The sequence below is a fragment of the Pseudomonas sp. DF5 genome, from assembly GCF_058148225.1.
In genome coordinates this window covers 16642-34292 of record NZ_JBYVYM010000011.1, presented here as the reverse complement: position 1 = coordinate 34292, position 17651 = coordinate 16642, and the positions used below count along the sequence as shown (strand labels likewise).

Genomic DNA, 17651 nt, shown 5'->3' with positions numbered 1-17651 from the left:
GCGCACAATGACTTCTAAAAACAATCCGGCCACCGCGGTATCCGACCTGACCCTGAGCCCCGCGGCGAACAGCCCCTCATCGTCGAAGCCATTGCCCCCGTCGCGTCCGCTGTCGACTCAGCAATACCTGTACTTCACCGAAACCAATACCGACCGCATCCTCGACAACCTCGACGGCCTGCGCGACCTGGTGTTCCCGCGCCCGCCCCATCTGGAAGGCGACAACGAACAGCACAACGACCAGGAATTCCCCTCGGTGTGCCTGATCGGCCTGGGCCGCTGCGGTTCGAACATCGCGCTGGACGTGGCGGAGCTGGTGTACAACGCCCGCAAGTTCTACCTCAACGAATTCAACAACGAAGACCGTCTGTCGCCGGATAAACGCTACGCCGAAAAGGGCTACAGCCCGGCGCAGTGGATTCGCAACAACCTGCGCCTGGGGCCGAACAAGGCCACCAAACCGGTATTCCTGGTGGAACCGCTGGTGATGCTCGGCGACCTGGACAAGGACATCGCCGGTCGCATCCGTTTCTCGCGCAAGGGCGAAAAAAGCGGCTTTTTGCGCGACTACAGCAAAATGAAAATCATGGACTTGTCGGAAGTCCACGCCGGTGGCGCCGGTAACGCGCCGATCCTCGGCCAGTACCTGGCCAAGATCATCCTGAACAAGGACACCCAGCGCTTCTCCAGCCCCGACTGGAAGATGATTCACTCGTACCTGATCGACAGCTGCGGGATCAAGGCCAACCAGTCGCGCCTGTACTTCTCGATCTTCAGTGCCGGCGGCGGTACCGGTTCGGGCATGGCCTCGGAATTCGGCCTGGCCCAGCAGCACTCGTACATGAACAAGACGTTCGACACCAAGCCGATGGACGAACACGACGGCAAGAGCGGCCATTCCTTCGTCTTCGAGCCGATCTTCACCAGCGGCATCTGCGTACTGCCGAACATTTCCGATCACCGCAGTGAAATGTCCGAAGCGCTGCACATCAACGCCGGTCGCCTGCTGTGCAAATACCTGTCGGAAGAGTGGGACTTCTCCTACAACTTCGCCAACGAGGACAGCAGCGAAGCCAGCGTCATGGGCCGTATCCGCCCATGGAACGCGATGATGCTGATCTCCAACGACATCATGCGTTATGCCGAAGAAAGCGATGACGGCAACATCCAGAACATCGACGTCAACGCGATGGAAAAGCACGCCAACCAGTACATCTCACAGCAGATCTTCAACATTCTGACGGCGCAGGCGGTCACCACCGACTACGACCAGAACTATTTCCGTCGCGCAGGCATCGACATCGGCGAAACCATTCGCCTGGACGCCAACGACCTGTTCATGAGCCTGGCCGGCCCGGTGGCAATTGCCTACGCCGAGTCCGTGGTGCCGGAAACGCCGCCGCCAAGCAGCGACAAGTTCAAGGTGTTCGAGAAAGAGCCGCAGCGCCTGAACATCGACGACCTGTTCTTCCGCTCCATCGACCTCCCGCACTTCAACAAAGTCACCCAGGCGATTGAAGGCATCAGCCTGTTGCCAATCGAGTCCAAGCGCTACCGCGCCTCGCTCGAGCAGTACAAGAATTCGGGCTATGACGCAGCCGCCTTGCACGACCTGCACTTCTTCAAGAATTGCTCGTCGGTGGTGTCGATCGTGTCCTTGCCCAAAGACTACAAACTGTCCTACATGGACCTGAACCGGTTGAAGACCCACCTCAACAGCCTGTTCCCCAACACCACGCTCAAGCGTTATGCACTGGTGATCGGCGCCTCGGCCAACCTGTCGCTGACCACCCTGATCGCCAAGAGCCCATGCCTGTCGGACGACTTCCTGACGCTGATCGTGGCGTTCATCAAGCGTTGCTTCGCAAAAAATCCGTATCGCTTCGACGAAACGCTGGATAACTCGATCCTGGACTTCATCATCCATGAAGACTTCGACGAAGACCGGATCGACGACCTGCTCAACGAATTCGAAAACCCGGCGAAGATCCTCGACACCAACTGGTACGCGATCAAACCGATGTACGAGAAGAAGTACCGCGAACTGATCAACGACAAGGACAAGTTCGTCTCGATCAATGACATTCGTTTGTCGCGCGATTGCGTGAAGAAGGCGATCAAGTACCTGCGCGAGATATACCGTCACCGGATTGGCAAGACCAAGGTTATTTCGCTGAATAACCATACGGGCAAGACGGCTTACTGAGTTCTGCCAAGGGACCGAATCGTCCCCAATCGCGGGCAAGCCCGCTCCCACAGTGATCGGCGTCGAACACACATTCTGTGAACGCCTCTTTACCTTGTGGGAGCGGGCTTGCCCGCGATAGTGGCATCGGATTTACCGCAAAAGCCCAACACCCAGAAACAATTAAGCAGCCCATCGGCTGCTCAATAAACTGTTCCCGTTACGTTTACGTCACCGTTATACCGGCCTTTCTGTGGCCTTTCTCCACGGCAACGTGCCATCACGCTACTCGGCTACACACTTTTGCCAGACAAAACCAAGCACCAAATCGGTGCACGACTTCAAGCCTTCGCCCTTTCCTGGATCATAATCCACGGCGAAACAACCACGGCCCACAGCTCCGGATCACGCTCGAAAATATCCAGCGCCCGCGTTTCAGACAGCTTGGCGACCTTGTCGGCGGCCAGCCAGGCAGCGACTTTCTCCCCTTCATCCGTCGCAACGGCCTCCGCCGCCGCGATCAAATCCAGACCAGGATCGACCCACAATAGGGCACCCTTGGCAAAGAACGGCTCCAGCTCTTTCCAGGTAATAGATGCGGTTTCACCAAGCAGCTTGGCATAGAGGGTGCTAGGTTCTTGAGTCATGGGTTGCTGTCCGCAAAAGAAATCGATGTGAATGATAACGTCGGTGTTGCGCCAGAAAAACCCGGATGCAATTGCGTCACCGATTGAAAAACCCGGGAAAGCCAGGGAATGCTGTTGCTTCAAGTATTAGCCAGCTAACATCCTGCCGCGATTCTGTCTTTTTCTTTCAACAAAGCGACACCCTCAGGTTTTGCCCCCTGGCGCCAGCTTCCCAGGCTAACAATCGGCGCTCTACACTGTACCGGTACAGTTGCCGGGGGCATTTTCCGGAGGATATCGACGATATCTGACCCGGTTCTGCTGCTACGGCGCCAGGACTATAAAAACTACAACAGTAAGAGTGGAGCACTATGACTAAGGCTACTAAGCAGATTTCAAAACTGTTTGCCGCTATGGTTCTGGCCGGGGTTGCCAGCCATTCGTTCGCCGCCGACACCATCAAGATCGGCATCGCCGGCCCTAAAACCGGCCCGGTCACTCAATACGGCGACATGCAGTTCATCGGCGCCAAGATGGCCATCGAGCAGATCAACGCGAAGGGCGGCGTCGACGGCAAGATGCTCGAAGCCAAGGAATACGACGACGCGTGCGACCCTAAACAAGCCGTGGCCGTCGCCAACAAAGTGGTCAACGATGGTGTGAAATTCGTGGTCGGCCACCTGTGCTCCAGCTCCACCCAGCCAGCTTCGGACATCTACGAAGACGAAGGCGTGATCATGATCACCCCGGCCGCCACCAACCCGGACATCACCACCCGTGGTTACAAGCTGGTGTTCCGCACCATCGGCCTGGACAGCGCCCAGGGCCCTGCCGCCGGTAACTACATTGCCGATCACGTAAAACCGAAAATCGTTGCCGTGCTGCACGACAAACAGCAATACGGTGAAGGCATCGCCACCGCCGTGAAACAGACCCTTGAGAAGAAAGGCGTCAAGGTTGCCGTGTTCGAAGGCCTCAACGCCGGTGACAAGGACTTCTCCTCGATCATCCAGAAGCTCAAGCAAGCCAACGTCGACTTCGTCTACTACGGCGGCTACCACCCGGAGCTGGGCCTGATCCTGCGTCAGTCCCAGGAAAAAGGCCTGAAAGCCAAGTTCATGGGGCCTGAAGGCGTCGGCAACGACTCCATCTCGCAAATTGCCCAGAATGCTTCCGAAGGCCTGTTGGTCACCCTGCCGAAATCCTTCGACCAGGACCCAGCCAACAAAGCCCTGGTACAAGCCTTTGCCGACAAGAAGCAGGACCCAAGCGGTCCGTTCGTGTTCCCGGCCTACTCGGCTGTCGAAGTGATTGCCGAAGGTATCAAGGCAGCCAAGAGCGAAGACACCGCCAAGGTGGCTGAAGCCATTCACAAAGGCACCTTCAAGACCCCGACCGGTGATCTGTCGTTCGACAGCAAGGGCGACCTGAAAGACTTCAAATTCGTGGTCTATGAGTGGCACTTCGGCAAACCAAAAACCGAAGTTTCCCCTCAGTAAGCTAGCTCCATGATTAATAAAGCCCACTGCGCAAGCAGTGGGCTTTGTTTTACGAGATTAATGAGTCAGAGTCCCGCGATCCGGGAGTTGGCTTACCTGAAAATCTTAAAACCGTCACCAGCGGTTCGCTGGCAAACGCTCGTGCGAAGGTGGCCACAGACCACACAGCCCGGGCCGGAACATGACTCCACCAGTGAAATGCGTATCAGGTTTTTAGGAGCGCTGTAATGCCTGAGATCTATCACTTCTTCCAACAGCTGGTTAATGGGATGACCATTGGCAGCACCTATGCCCTTATAGCCATTGGCTACACAATGGTTTACGGCATTATTGGAATGATTAACTTCGCCCATGGCGAGGTCTACATGATCGGTTCCTACGTGGCCTTCATCGTCCTTGCCGGACTGGCCATGCTGGGTATCCATTCTCTGCCGTTGTTGATGACCGCCGCTTTCCTGGCGACCATCGTAGTGACCAGTGCCTACGGCTACAGTATCGAACGGATCGCCTACCGCCCTCTGCGGGGCAGTAACCGTCTGATCCCGCTGATCTCCGCCATCGGCATGTCGATCTTCCTGCAGAACTCCGTACTGCTCTCGCAGGACTCCAAGGACAAATCGATCCCCAACCTGATTCCGGGCAGCTTCAGCTTCGGTCCAGGCGGCGCACAGGAAGTGCTGATCTCCTACATGCAGATCCTGGTGTTCGTGGTGACCCTGGTGGTGATGCTCTGTCTCACCCAGTTCATCTCGCGTTCACGTCTGGGACGCGCCTGTCGGGCCTGTGCAGAAGACATCAAGATGGCCAACCTGCTGGGCATCAACACCAACAACATCATCGCCCTGACCTTCGTCATCGGTGCCGCCCTGGCGGCCGTGGCGGCCGTATTGCTGAGCATGCAGTACGGCGTGATCAACCCTAACGCCGGATTCCTGGTAGGCCTCAAAGCCTTTACCGCGGCGGTGCTGGGTGGCATCGGCAGCATTCCGGGCGCCATGCTCGGTGGTCTGGTGCTGGGGGTAGCCGAAGCATTCGGCGCCGATTTATTCGGTGACCAGTATAAGGACGTGGTGGCTTTCGGCCTTCTGGTCCTGGTGCTGTTATTCCGGCCAACCGGCCTGCTGGGTCGTCCGGAGGTTGAGAAAGTATGACTAGGAATCTTAAACAGGCGCTGTTCAGCGCCCTGCTGGTATGGGCCGTGGCCTATCCGGTACTCGGCCTGAAACTGTCCATCGCCGGGATCAACCTCGAAGTGGAAGGCGCCAGCACCTCCACGCTGATCATCATCGCCACCTGCTCGGTGCTGATGTTCCTGCGTGTGCTGTTCGACCGCGAATACTCGGCGGCCATGCGCTCCGTGCCCAAGGGCAAACTGATCCCGGCCAGCGCGAGCCACTTCCTGACCCTGCCGACCACCCAGCGCTGGATCATCATGGCGTTGATCGTCGTCGCACTGGTGTGGCCGTTCTTCGGTTCACGCGGTGCGGTGGACATCGCCACGCTGATCCTGATCTACGTGCTGCTCGGCCTGGGCCTGAACATCGTGGTCGGTCTGGCCGGCCTGCTCGACCTCGGTTACGTCGGCTTCTACGCCGTGGGCGCCTACAGCTATGCGCTGCTGTCGCACTACTACGGGCTGAGCTTCTGGATCTGCCTGCCGATCGCCGGCCTGATGGCGGCCACATTCGGCTTCCTGCTCGGTTTCCCGGTGCTGCGCCTGCGCGGTGACTATCTGGCGATCGTGACCCTGGGCTTCGGTGAGATCATCCGTCTGTTCCTGCGCAACCTGACGGGCCTCACCGGCGGACCGAACGGCATCAGCAACATTCCCAAACCGTCGCTGTTCGGCCTGACCTTCGAAAGAACGGCCGCCGAAGGCATGCAGACTTTCCACGAGTTCTTCGGCCTGACGTACAACCCGGTCAGCAAGGTGGTTTTCCTCTACCTGGTGGCGCTGTTGCTGGCACTGTTCGCGCTGTTCGTGATCAACCGCCTGCTGCGCATGCCGATCGGCCGTGCCTGGGAAGCCTTGCGCGAAGACGAAATCGCCTGCCGTGCCCTGGGCCTGAACCCGACCGTGATCAAGCTGTCGGCCTTCACCCTGGGTGCCTGCTTCGCCGGTTTCGCCGGTAGCTTCTTCGCCGCGCGCCAAGGGCTGGTCACACCGGAGTCGTTCACCTTCATCGAGTCGGCCACCATCCTCGCCATCGTGGTGTTGGGCGGCATGGGCTCGCAGTTGGGCGTGGTTCTCGCGGCTGTCGTGATGATCCTGTTGCCCGAACTGATGCGTGACTTCAGCGAATACCGCATGTTGATGTTCGGCGCCTTGATGGTGCTGATGATGATCTGGCGTCCTCAAGGTCTGCTGCCGATGCAACGCCCCCACATGGAGCTGCGCAAATGAGCCGTGAGATCCTGAAAGTAGATGGCCTGAGCATGCGCTTCGGCGGCCTGTTGGCGGTCAATGGCGTAGCCTTGAGCGTCAAAGAGAAACAAGTGGTCTCGATGATCGGCCCCAACGGCGCCGGCAAGACCACCGTATTCAACTGCCTGACCGGTTTCTACAAACCCACCGCCGGCACTATCCAGCTCAACGGTGAAGCGATCGAAGGCCTGCCCGGCCACAAGATCGCTGGCAAAGGCGTGGTGCGGACGTTCCAGAACGTGCGGCTGTTCAAGGACATGACCGCCGTGGAAAACCTGCTGATTGCTCAGCACCGGCACCTGAACACCAACTTCCTGGCAGGCCTGTTCAAGACTCCGTCGTTCCGCAGAAGCGAACGCGAGGCGATGGAATACGCCGAGTTCTGGCTCGACAAGGTCAACCTCAAGGAGTTCGCCAACCGCCCGGCCGGCACCCTGGCTTATGGTCAGCAGCGCCGCCTGGAAATCGCCCGCTGCATGATGACCCGTCCAAGCATCCTCATGCTCGACGAACCGGCCGCCGGCCTCAACCCGCGGGAAACCGACGACCTCAAGGCGCTGATCGGCACCCTGCGTGAAGAGCATAATGTGACGGTGCTATTGATCGAACACGACATGAAACTGGTCATGAGCATTTCCGACCATATCTTCGTGATCAACCAGGGCACACCGTTGGCCAACGGCACGCCGGAGCAGATCCGCGACAATCCTGAAGTGATCAAAGCCTACCTGGGGGAAGCGTAAATGCTGCAGTTCGAAAACGTTTCCACCTTCTACGGCAAGATCCAGGCGCTGCACAGCGTCAACGTCGAAGTCCGCCAGGGCGAGATCGTGACCCTGATCGGCGCCAACGGTGCCGGCAAGTCGACCCTGCTGATGACCCTCTGCGGTTCGCCGCAAGCCCATAGCGGCAGCATCCGCTACATGGGCGAAGAGCTCGTCGGCCAGGACTCGTCGCAGATCATGCGTAAAAGCATCGCCGTGGTTCCGGAAGGCCGTCGGGTGTTTGCTCGTCTGACCGTGGAAGAAAACCTCGCCATGGGCGGGTTCTTCACCGACAAGGGCGACTATCAGGAACAGATGGACAAAGTTCTCGGACTTTTCCCACGCCTGAAAGAACGCTTCGCCCAACGCGGCGGCACCATGTCCGGCGGCGAACAGCAAATGCTCGCCATCGGTCGCGCGCTGATGAGCAAGCCCAAGCTGCTGCTGCTCGACGAGCCATCGCTGGGCCTGGCACCGATCATCATCCAGCAGATCTTCGACATCATCGAACAACTGCGCAAGGACGGTGTGACGGTGTTCCTGGTGGAGCAGAACGCCAACCAGGCCCTGAAAATCGCCGACCGTGCCTACGTGCTGGAAAACGGCCGGGTGGTGATGCAAGGCACCGGTGAAGCCCTGCTGACTGACCCGAAAGTGCGCGAAGCGTACCTCGGCGGTTAAGCCTTTGCGGTAAACAAAAAACGGCCTTCGGGCCGTTTTTTGTGCCTGGCACAAACCTCACCGAAGGCCGCTCCGGGGCTGCGTATCTTTAGCACAACCTGAATGATAAAGAAGAAGCCCTGTCGGAGGAGCCCCGCCTCATAAACGTCATTGATCTATAGAGTCATCTTGCATATATTTGTATCTACAGATAAACAAGAAGTGATCAACATGACAGCAACCTCCCAGGCACAAGGATTCACCAAAGACCAGTGCGTGACTGGTTTGCGAGCAGCTGTAGGCATACTCGAAAAGTGGCAGGCATCGGGCGATCAGGCCTGTCGTATCCTGCGCATTTCCCGCAGTACGTACTCACGGGCAAAGCAACGCGATCCCGATTGGTCCGTAAACCTGGATTCAGACCAGATGCAGCGCATCAGTTTTATTCTCAACATCCATGCCGCTCTGCGTCTTGTCTTTGATAACCCTGAGAACGTCTATGGTTTTCCGACGATGGCGAACGAAAACGAGTTCTTCAACGGGCGTACCCCGCTCGAAATCATGTCCCAGGGGGATATGATTTCCTTGTACGAGACGTTTCGGCGGATCGACGTGCTGCGAGGCGCACAATGGTAATGGTGAGCCAGTTGCCAGTATTGGCCGGTGAGCAGTTGCAGGCCTACCGATTGATCAATTCAAAGTTTCCGCCCATTGCGTTGTTTGACGACGTGGCGGACGCGAACGAATTTGATGTTCTGTATCAGATACAGGCCCTCACAAATCCGAGGCTGCAAAATGAGGTAGGTCGGCTTGAGCTGATACCGCGTGCGGAAATTCCCTTTGGCATCCCTGGATGCTCTTATGCGACAGCCCCTTTCACTCACGTCAACCCAACTGGCTCGCGTTTCAGCGATGGCAGTTTCGGCGTGTTGTACTTGGCGGCCTCGATGGAAACTGCTCTGGCTGAGGTACAGCATCACCAAAATCAGTATTGGTCGAATGTCCAGAGTCTCAATTACGAGAGGTTTGTTTTCCGGGGGTTATCCTGCACTTTCGTTGACGAAGCAATGAGGGATGCCGTATCCATTCCGATGCACGATCCTATCTACGATCCCGTCGACTACACGCACTCACATCGCTTGGGTAAGGCAGTCAAGGATGCGGGGGGCCTTGGCCTGCGATACAACTCCGTGCGTATGCATGGCAACTACTGCTGGGCGCTGATGACTCCCAGACCAGTCTCATCAGTCATTCAAACAGCCCACTACGAGATGATCTGGAACGGTCAGATCACTAGCGTTAATAAAATCAGCATTGCATGACTGTCTTATCGGCGCGATAGCACGAATCCGTTGTCAGTCAGCATCAATGCTAAATGTCATGACGCTATCGCGCGCCCTCCCACAGGGGATTGATGGTGTTTTGAGGATTTTTGAAAAAAATCTGCAGTCAGCTGTAACACCTCGCCCTGTCGTTTCTCTAGAGCGGTAAGCAAGCACAAACGCTTGCCATACCAAGCTCAATTTCGGAGAAACATCATGACTGCTACCACCCGCACCCTGTCCGCCACCGCCCTGGTTCTGGCCCTTGGTTCTGCCCTGAGCGTCGCCTCGGTCTCCACTGCCCACGCCGCTGACACCAACATGGAAAAATGCTTCGGCGTGGCCATGAAAGGTCATAACGATTGCGCCGCTGGTGCTGGCACCACTTGCGCTGGCACCGCCAAAACCGACTACCAGGCCAACGCCTGGAAGCTCGTCCCCAAGGGCACCTGCGCCACCACAATGAGCCAGACCTCGCCAACCGGTTTCGGCCAGATGGAAGCCTATAAAGCCAAGTCGTAATCAGCCCCCAGCCTGAGCGTCGACCATGAATCATTCATTCTCCGGGCTCCCGCCCCGCTCCGGGCTGGGGCTCAAGACCGAGCACTTTCGTGAAGTGCTCGGTGCTCAACCGGACATTGGTTTCTTCGAAGTCCACGCCGAAAACTATATGGTGGCCGGCGGCCCGTTTCATCATTTCCTGGGGTTGATCCGTGAGCAGTATCCGCTGTCGCTGCATGGCGTTGGCCTGTCCATCGGTGCCGAAGGTCCGCTGGATGGTCGGCACCTGCAAAGGCTGGCCGCGCTGATCGAGCGCTATCAACCCCACTCCTTTTCCGAACACCTGGCCTGGTCCAGCCATGGCCCGGTGTTTCTCAATGACCTGCTACCCCTGGCCTACGATGCGCCGACGCTGACCCGCGTCTGCGAGCACATCGATCAGGTGCAGAACACCCTCAAACGCCCGATGCTGCTGGAAAATCCGGCGACGTACCTGGCGTTCCAGAACTCGACAATCGATGAAGCCGACTTCATCGGTGAAGTCATTCACCGCACCGGCTGCGGCCTGCTGCTGGACGTCAACAACGTTTACGTTTCCTGCATCAATCACCAAAAAGATCCGCTGGCCTACATCGACGCCCTGCCGCTGCACGCGGTAGGAGAGATTCATCTGGCGGGGTTTTCCGAAGACACCGACAGCCTTGGTGACCGACTGCTGATCGACGATCACGGTGCGCCCGTCGATAACGCGGTGTGGGCGCTGTACTCGCAGGTGCTGGAGCGGGTCGGCCCGATCGCCACGTTGATCGAACGCGACAACCGGTTACCGGCCTTCAGTGTGTTGCACGCCGAAGCCCGTCATGCCGATGAGTTGCTGCACCGCGCAGGGAGCCGGCCATGAGCACTCAAGCCGCTTTTTCCGCCGCCCTGCTCGATCCGCAACGGCCCTGCCCCGAGGGCGTGTTCAGTGCCAACGGTGCCGATCCGGCCAGCCGTTTCGCGGTGTATCGCAACAATGTGCAGAGCTCGCTGATCAACGCCTTGGCCGACAGCTATCCGGTGGTTATGCAGTTGGTCGGTGATGAATTTTTCCGGGCGATGGCAGGGTTGTATGTGCAAAGTTGCCCACCGCAAAGCCCGCTCATCAACGACTACGGCAAGGACTTCGCCGAGTTCATCGACAATTTTGAACCGGCAGCCAGCGTGCCTTATCTGGCCGATGTGGCGCGGCTGGAGCGCTTGCGCGTTCAGGCTTATCACGCCGCTGACGCGCAGCCCTTGAGTCATGAACAGATTGCCGCCGTGCTATCGGACCCACAGGCGCTGAGCGAGCTGACCGTAGGGCTTCACCCCTCCCTGAATCTGTTGGCTTCAGCTTTCGCCGTGGTCGCCATCTGGGCGGCGCATCAACAGGACTCGACGCTGGCCGGGATCGACCTCAGCCACGGGCAAAACGCGCTGGTGTTGCGCAACGGACTGGAGGTCGAGGTCTTCGCCATCGATCACGGCGCCAGCACCTTCATTCAGAACCTGCGACTCGGCCTGCCCCTGAGCCAGGCGTTGGAAACCGCGCCCGCCTTCGATCTCAGCCAAACCCTGGCGCTGCTGATCAGCCACAACGCCATCACCCATTTACACCACAAGGTATCGCCATGAACACGAACCCCATCAGCCGCGCCATCGCGCTGCTGGAAAAAATTCCCCACAGCTTGATCGCCTTCATCGCACGCTTTTCCATCGCCGCGGTGTTCTGGAAGTCCGGGCAAACCAAGGTGGAAGGCTTGGCCATCGACTTGATCGACGGCACCTTTGAACTCGGTGTGCCAAGGCTGGCGGACTCGACCATTCCGTTATTCCAGAGCGAATATCACCTGCCGTTGCTCTCCCCGGAACTGGCGGCGCACCTGGCGGCTTTCGCTGAGCATTTCTTTCCGGTGCTGATCCTGATCGGCTTCGCCACGCGCTTTTCAGCACTGGCGCTGTTAAGCATGACCCTGACCATTCAGCTGTTCGTGTACCCCGATGCCTATCCGACCCACGGCACCTGGGCGGCAGTATTGCTGTACTTGATGGCGACCGGGCCGGGCAAACTGTCGATCGATCACCTGATTGCCAGGCGATACGCGCACTGAAACCACCCCCAGAACTCCAGACAATGAAGCCCGCTCCCACAGGGGTTATTTAGTGAGACGTTAGCGTTGAAGCCGATCCAACGCCTCACCACTGCGCTTGAACCAACCAATCAAATAGTCCGCCAGCACTTGGGTACGCTTGGGCAAACCGCCCTGATACGGATGCACCAGATACATCGGCATGCTGCGGGTCTGATAATCACGAAGGAGCCAGCGCAAACGCCCGTCGGCCAATTCCTCTTGCAACAGATAGGACGGCAAACGCGCAATGCCCGCACCGGTCAGTGCAGCTTTCTTCAAGAGGTTGTAATGGTTGCTGGCGAACGGACCCGACACTCGCACCCGCGTTAATTCGTGCTGTTGGTGATAGAGCCATTCTTCGCGACCGCTGTAATGGCTATTGAGCAGGCAGCGGTGTTCGGCCAGTGCCTGAGGCGTCAGCGGCTCACCGAATCGCTCAAGATACGCGGGGCTGGCGCAGGTCATTTCGTGCCAGGCCAGCAGCGGTCGGGCGACCAGGCGTTCGTCGTTGGCCACTTCCGAGCGTATCGCCAAGTCAAACCCGTCCCGGGACAAGTCGCGGTAGTGGTTGTTGAGCTCCAGCTCGATCTGCACTTCGGGGTACTGCCGGGAAAATTCCAGCAGTGCGCCATCAAAGAACGTTTCCCCCAATGAAACCGGCACCGTCATCCGCACCGGGCCGGCCATGTCGTCTTTCAGCCGTGCCAATGCCTGACGCGCACGCTCCACCTGCACCACCAGCGCCTGGGCTTGCGGCAACAACGCCGCACCCGCCGCCGTCAGGCTCAAGCGGCGAGTGGTGCGTTGCAGCAACACCACGCCAAAGCGCGTTTCCAGCAGGCTGATGCGCTTGGAGAGTTGCCCCTTGCTGCAACCCAGTTGCTGGGCGGCCAGGGTGAAACTGCCCGCTTCGATCAACACCGCGAATGCCGCCAGATCGTCCATTTCGCTCATGGATTGTTTCCATTTGAAAACCAAAGGTTGCCCATTAGCACGCTTATTAATAAAAAAAACCACACTAGACTTAACTTTAAATCCAACCCACTTAAGGAACTGCACGATGAAAATTCTGTTGATTGGCGCCTCCGGCACCGTCGGTTCGGCCATTGACCATGAACTGTCCCAGCGCCACAAAATCATCCGTATCGGCCGTAAAAGCGGGGATTTCCAGGTCGACATCAGTGACAGCGACTCGATCCGCAAACTGTTCGAACAGACCGGCAACTTCGATGCGTTGATCTGCGCCGCCGGCAGCGTCAACTTCGTGCCGCTGGCCACCATGACCGCACAGGACTTCGAACTGGGCTTGCGCGACAAGCTGATGGGCCAGGTCAACCTGCTGCTGATCGGCCGGGAATTCGCCAATGACGGTGCGTCTTTCACCTTCACCACCGGCATCCTCAGCCACGATCCGATTCGTACCGGCAGCTCCGCGGCCCTGGTCAACGGTGCCCTCGACGCCTTCGTCCGTGCGGCGGCGATCGAACTGCCGCGCGGCCTGCGTATCAACTCGGTCAGCCCGAACGTACTGGTCGAAGCCATGGGCAGCTATGCGCCGTACTTCCGTGGTTTCAAACCGGTTCCCGCCGCCGACGTGGCATTGGCCTACGCCAAAAGTGTGGAAGGCCTGCAGACCGGTCAGACCTATCGCGTCGGTTGAACCAGACTTGCCCACAGGAAAGCGAGAACATTGCAGGGTTGTGATGAACGGTCAGGCTGAGTAACGTGGCGACACTTGTCTGGAGACTCAAAGATGCGTGTTGCCCGTTCCCTGGTACTTGTTGCCCTGCTTCCGTTGTTCGCCGCTTGCCAACTGCTCGATGGCCCACGGCAAAGTGCTTCCCATGTGGGCCAGACCCGGATGCAGGGCCAATTGACGGCAGCTGACGGCAAGCTGTTGTTCCAGCCGTGTAATGAACAGCGCAGTTTTGTGGTCAATGACACCGGGGGCACCAGCATCCTGCAAGAGGCTGCGACCCTGGCTGACGAACAGGGCAAGTTGTTTGCCGACGTGCGCGGCCGGATCGTTGCCAGTGGTGCTGACAGCCAGCTCGACCTCACACAGTTGTACCGCGTCGAGCGTTCGGGCACCGCCTGCGACGATCCCAATTTCAAACAGCTGATCCTGCGCGCCGCCGGCCATGGCCCGGAGTGGAGCGTCAAGGTCAGCGGCAAGGGCATGGTAATCGACCGCGCCGGTCAGCCACCCCTGGCCCTGCCGTACGTTGAAGAACAGCTGGGCGATGGCCGCTTCAACCTCAGCACCGAAGCCAATAATCAGCGCATCGAGCTCTGGGTCGCGCCGCGGCGTTGCGTCGACAGCAGCACCGACAGCGTGCAGCACATGAGCGCCGAGTTGCGCATCGACGGCCAGGTGCAACGCGGCTGCGGGTATTTCGGCGGATCGCGTAACGACTGATCGTTTTAGCCTCACTGAAATCATCCTTTGAGGCTTATAATCGCGGGCTTCAAACGCCTTGGCGCAGTTGTGCGCCCCGCGAACCGGATCCCGCCATGTTACGAATCACCGAACTCAAGTTGCCGATCGACCATCCCGAAGAAGACCTGCGCCCTGCCATCGTGCAGCGCCTGGGCATCGCCAGTGATGACCTGCTCGACTTCACCTTGTTCAAGCGCAGCTACGATGCGCGCAAAAAGTCCTCCGAACTGTGTTTCATCTACACCATCGACCTCAACGTTCGCGATGAGGCGGCGGTGCTGCGCACGTTCGCCGATGACCGTAACGTCAACGTGGCGCCGGATGTCAGCTACAAAATGGTCGGCCAGGCGCCGGCCGACCTGAGCCAGCGTCCGATCGTGGTCGGCTTCGGCCCGTGCGGGATCTTCGCCGGCCTGCTGCTGGCGCAGATGGGCTTCAAGCCGATCATCCTCGAACGCGGCACCGAAGTGCGTCAGCGCACCAAAGACACCTGGGGTCTGTGGCGTAAAAGCGTGCTCAACCCCGAATCCAACGTGCAATTCGGTGAAGGCGGCGCGGGGACGTTCTCCGACGGCAAACTCTATAGCCAGATCAAGGACCCGAAATTCCTCGGTCGCAAGGTTCTGCATGAGTTCGTCAAGGCCGGTGCGCCGGAAGAAATCCTCTACGTCAGCAAGCCGCACATCGGGACGTTCCGTCTGACCGGTGTGGTGGAAAACATGCGTGAGCAGATTCGCGCCCTGGGCGGCGAAGTGCGCTTCCAGCAGCGGGTGACCGATGTGCTGATCGACGACGGCCAGCTGGTGGGCGTCGAACTCCATGGAGGTGAACAGATCCATTCGAAGCACGTGATTCTGGCCCTCGGCCACAGCGCCCGGGACACCTTCCGCATGCTGCACGGCCGTGGCGTGTACATGGAAGCCAAGCCGTTCTCAGTGGGTTTCCGTATCGAGCACCCGCAGTCACTGATCGACCGCGCGCGCCTGGGCAAATACGCCGGCCACCCGAAACTCGGCGCTGCCGACTACAAACTGGTGCACCACGCCAAGAACGGTCGTTCGGTCTACAGCTTCTGCATGTGCCCGGGCGGCACCGTAGTGGCGGCGACCTCCGAGCCGAACCGCGTGGTCACCAACGGCATGAGCCAGTACTCGCGTAACGAACGTAACGCCAACTCCGGGATCGTCGTCGGCATCACCCCGGAAGTCGATTATCCGGGCGGCCCGCTGGCTGGTATCGAGTTGCAGGAACGCCTGGAATCCCACGCCTTTGTGCTGGGCGGCAGCAACTACGAAGCACCGGCGCAACTGGTCGGCGACTTCATTGCCGGCAAGCCATCCACCGAATTGGGCAGCGTCGAGCCGTCCTACAAACCGGGCGTTGCCTTGGGTGACTTGGCCCTGGCTCTGCCGGCGTTCGCCATCGAAGCGATTCGCGAAGCCTTGCCGGCATTCGAGAAGCAGATTCGTGGTTACTCGCTGCACGACGCCGTGTTGACCGGGATCGAGACGCGCACCTCATCGCCGCTGCGCATTACCCGTAACGAGTCGATGCAGAGCCTGAACGTGAAGGGTTTGTTCCCGGCGGGTGAAGGCGCGGGTTATGCGGGCGGGATTCTGTCGGCGGGTGTAGACGGGATTCGGATTGCTGAAGCGGTTGCCCGGGATATCCTCGGCCTCGAGGCCTGACACGCAGATCACCGAACAACACAAAACCTGTGGGAGCCGGGCTTGCCCGCGATAGCGGTGGATCAGTCAACATTTCTGTTGAATTTGAATCCGTCATCGCGGGCAAGCCCGGCTCCCACAAGGGTCTTCAGCGTCTGAAAGATCTTAGATATTGGCGCGCAACACGCTGGCCGGCAGCGGCTCGCCGCGTTCGACACTGCCCGCCACGGCATCCATCAAACCACTCAACTCATACCCTTGGGCCTTGAGCCAGGCCTGATCGTAATAGGTGTCGGCATAGCGCTCACCGCCATCGCACAGAATCGCCACGATCGACCCCGACTCCCCCGCCGCCATCATCTGCTGGGCTGCCATCAAGGCGCCGATCAGGTTAGTCCCGCTCGATCCGCCAACCCGTCGCCCCAAACGCTGCGCCAGGTAATGCATGGCTGCCAGTGACAAGGCGTCCGGCACCTTGACCATCGCGTCGATGACTTTGGGCAGGAACGACGCCTCGACACGCGGCCGGCCAATACCTTCAATCCGTGACCCGTGATCCAGGCGCAGGCTGGCGTCGCCGGTCTTGTAGTAATCGAAAAACACCGAACGCTCGGCATCGGCGCACAGCACACGGGTGCAATGCTGGCGATAGCGCACGTAACGGCCCAGTGTCGCGGTGGTGCCGCCGGTGCCGGGGCTGGAAATCAGCCAGCTCGGTTCCGGGTGCTGCTCGAAGCGCATCTGATGGAAGATCGATTCGGCAATGTTGTTGTTCGCTCGCCAGTCGGTGGCGCGTTCGGCGTAGGTGAACTGGTCGATGAAATGCCCGTCGTGTTCGTGAGCCAAGCGTTCGGACTCAGCGTAAATCTGCGTCGGATCGTCCACCAGATGGCTCTTGCCACCGTAGAAAGCGATTTGCGCGATCTTTTCCTTGGACGTGCTCGCGGGCATCACCGCAATGAACGGCAAACCCAGCAGCCGGGCGAAGTACGCCTCGGAAATCGCCGTCGAACCGCTGGACGCTTCAATCACCGGCGCACCGGGTTTGAGCCAGCCGTTACACAGTGCATAGAGGAACAATGAGCGGGCCAACCGATGTTTCAGGCTGCCAGTGGGATGGCTCGACTCATCCTTGAAGTACAACTCGATGCCCGGCAACCCCGGCAGCGGCAAGGGGATCAGGTGGGTGTCGGCGCTACGCTGGAAGTCGGCTTCGATGATCCGGATGGCTTCGCGGGCCCACTGTCGGTTGTCGCTCATGATGGTTTTCTCGTTGAATCAGGCAAGAGTCGGCCTTGTCGCAAGGCTCAGTCCACAAGCTTAGGAAAAAACCTACATCACGCACAGATACAGCTGGGGTTCAATACGTCCGGCAACTGCTAGGCTCAGGCCTTTGCTGACCGGGCACG

At 58.9% G+C, this 17651-nt stretch carries 18 protein-coding genes; 15 read left to right on the top strand and 3 right to left on the bottom strand.

Annotated elements, in window-relative coordinates; genetic code table 11:
* The first annotated feature begins 7 nt into the window (after positions 1-7).
* Positions 8-2206 (top strand): hypothetical protein, encoded by a 2199-nt coding sequence (locus tag AC30D7_RS12180; protein WP_019580924.1) that lies wholly within the window; start codon positions 8-10, stop codon positions 2204-2206.
* Positions 2207-2526: 320 nt separating this feature from the next.
* Here AC30D7_RS12180 and AC30D7_RS12175 read toward each other — a convergent pair whose 3' ends face one another.
* Entirely contained in the window at positions 2527-2832 is a 306-nt protein-coding gene (locus tag AC30D7_RS12175; RefSeq protein WP_026345679.1) for a DUF2288 domain-containing protein, read from the bottom strand.
* A 350-nt stretch (positions 2833-3182) separates the two neighbouring features.
* On the opposite strand from AC30D7_RS12175, the gene AC30D7_RS12170 reads away from it, so the two are divergent.
* The 11 genes from AC30D7_RS12170 to AC30D7_RS12120 all read left to right on the top strand — a co-directional run bounded on the left by AC30D7_RS12170 (position 3183) and on the right by AC30D7_RS12120 (position 12114).
* Positions 3183-4310 carry a branched-chain amino acid ABC transporter substrate-binding protein gene (locus AC30D7_RS12170; RefSeq protein WP_019580926.1) on the top strand — a complete coding sequence of 376 codons (1128 nt, stop codon included), beginning with the start codon at positions 3183-3185 and terminating at the stop codon, positions 4308-4310.
* Positions 4311-4537: 227 nt separating this feature from the next.
* Positions 4538-5461 (top strand): high-affinity branched-chain amino acid ABC transporter permease LivH, encoded by a 924-nt coding sequence (livH, locus tag AC30D7_RS12165; RefSeq protein WP_490134220.1) that lies wholly within the window; start codon positions 4538-4540, stop codon positions 5459-5461.
* Complete coding sequence (locus AC30D7_RS12160; protein ID WP_019580927.1) at positions 5458-6714, top strand: high-affinity branched-chain amino acid ABC transporter permease LivM; 1257 nt, start codon at positions 5458-5460, stop codon at positions 6712-6714. Before livH ends, AC30D7_RS12160 begins: the two co-directional genes overlap by 4 nt.
* Positions 6711-7478 (top strand): high-affinity branched-chain amino acid ABC transporter ATP-binding protein LivG, encoded by a 768-nt coding sequence (gene livG / locus AC30D7_RS12155; protein ID WP_019580928.1) that lies wholly within the window; start codon positions 6711-6713, stop codon positions 7476-7478. Before AC30D7_RS12160 ends, livG begins: the two co-directional genes overlap by 4 nt.
* Positions 7479-8180: an ABC transporter ATP-binding protein gene (locus AC30D7_RS12150; RefSeq protein ID WP_019580929.1), complete on the top strand. Its 702-nt coding sequence runs from the start codon at positions 7479-7481 to the stop codon at positions 8178-8180.
* Between the two features lie 210 nt (positions 8181-8390).
* Positions 8391-8795 carry an antitoxin Xre-like helix-turn-helix domain-containing protein gene (locus AC30D7_RS12145; RefSeq protein WP_019647893.1) on the top strand — a complete coding sequence of 135 codons (405 nt, stop codon included), beginning with the start codon at positions 8391-8393 and terminating at the stop codon, positions 8793-8795.
* On the top strand, positions 8789-9481 hold the full coding sequence (locus AC30D7_RS12140) for an RES family NAD+ phosphorylase (RefSeq protein ID WP_026345678.1): 693 nt from the start codon (positions 8789-8791) through the stop codon (positions 9479-9481). Before AC30D7_RS12145 ends, AC30D7_RS12140 begins: the two co-directional genes overlap by 7 nt.
* Before the next feature lie 216 nt (positions 9482-9697).
* The gene (locus AC30D7_RS12135) at positions 9698-10003 is read left to right on the top strand and encodes a BufA1 family periplasmic bufferin-type metallophore (RefSeq protein WP_490134219.1); all 306 of its coding nucleotides are present in this window, start codon (positions 9698-9700) and stop codon (positions 10001-10003) included.
* 25 nt (positions 10004-10028) lie between these two features.
* Entirely contained in the window at positions 10029-10883 is an 855-nt protein-coding gene (bufB, locus tag AC30D7_RS12130) for an MNIO family bufferin maturase (protein WP_490134218.1), read from the top strand.
* Positions 10880-11638 (top strand): HvfC/BufC N-terminal domain-containing protein, encoded by a 759-nt coding sequence (locus AC30D7_RS12125; RefSeq protein ID WP_490134217.1) that lies wholly within the window; start codon positions 10880-10882, stop codon positions 11636-11638. The genes bufB and AC30D7_RS12125 overlap by 4 nt, the downstream gene beginning before the upstream one ends.
* The gene (locus AC30D7_RS12120) at positions 11635-12114 is read left to right on the top strand and encodes a DoxX family protein (RefSeq protein ID WP_490134216.1); all 480 of its coding nucleotides are present in this window, start codon (positions 11635-11637) and stop codon (positions 12112-12114) included. The genes AC30D7_RS12125 and AC30D7_RS12120 overlap by 4 nt, the downstream gene beginning before the upstream one ends.
* A 60-nt stretch (positions 12115-12174) precedes the next feature.
* Here AC30D7_RS12120 and AC30D7_RS12115 read toward each other — a convergent pair whose 3' ends face one another.
* Entirely contained in the window at positions 12175-13089 is a 915-nt protein-coding gene (locus tag AC30D7_RS12115) for a LysR family transcriptional regulator (protein ID WP_019580939.1), read from the bottom strand.
* A 106-nt stretch (positions 13090-13195) separates the two neighbouring features.
* Between AC30D7_RS12115 and AC30D7_RS12110 the strand changes: the two genes are divergently transcribed.
* From AC30D7_RS12110 to AC30D7_RS12100, 3 genes are all read left to right on the top strand, one after another.
* Positions 13196-13795, top strand: a complete 600-nt coding sequence (locus AC30D7_RS12110) for a short chain dehydrogenase (RefSeq protein ID WP_019580940.1) — start codon at positions 13196-13198, stop codon at positions 13793-13795.
* A 93-nt stretch (positions 13796-13888) separates the two neighbouring features.
* Positions 13889-14554: a COG3650 family protein gene (locus AC30D7_RS12105; protein ID WP_490134215.1), complete on the top strand. Its 666-nt coding sequence runs from the start codon at positions 13889-13891 to the stop codon at positions 14552-14554.
* 95 nt (positions 14555-14649) lie between these two features.
* Complete coding sequence (locus tag AC30D7_RS12100; protein ID WP_490134214.1) at positions 14650-16263, top strand: NAD(P)/FAD-dependent oxidoreductase; 1614 nt, start codon at positions 14650-14652, stop codon at positions 16261-16263.
* Positions 16264-16407: 144 nt separating this feature from the next.
* Here the strand turns inward: AC30D7_RS12100 and AC30D7_RS12095 are convergent, their stop codons facing one another.
* Entirely contained in the window at positions 16408-17505 is a 1098-nt protein-coding gene (locus AC30D7_RS12095; protein ID WP_490134313.1) for a PLP-dependent cysteine synthase family protein, read from the bottom strand.
* Positions 17506-17651 lie beyond the last annotated feature (146 nt).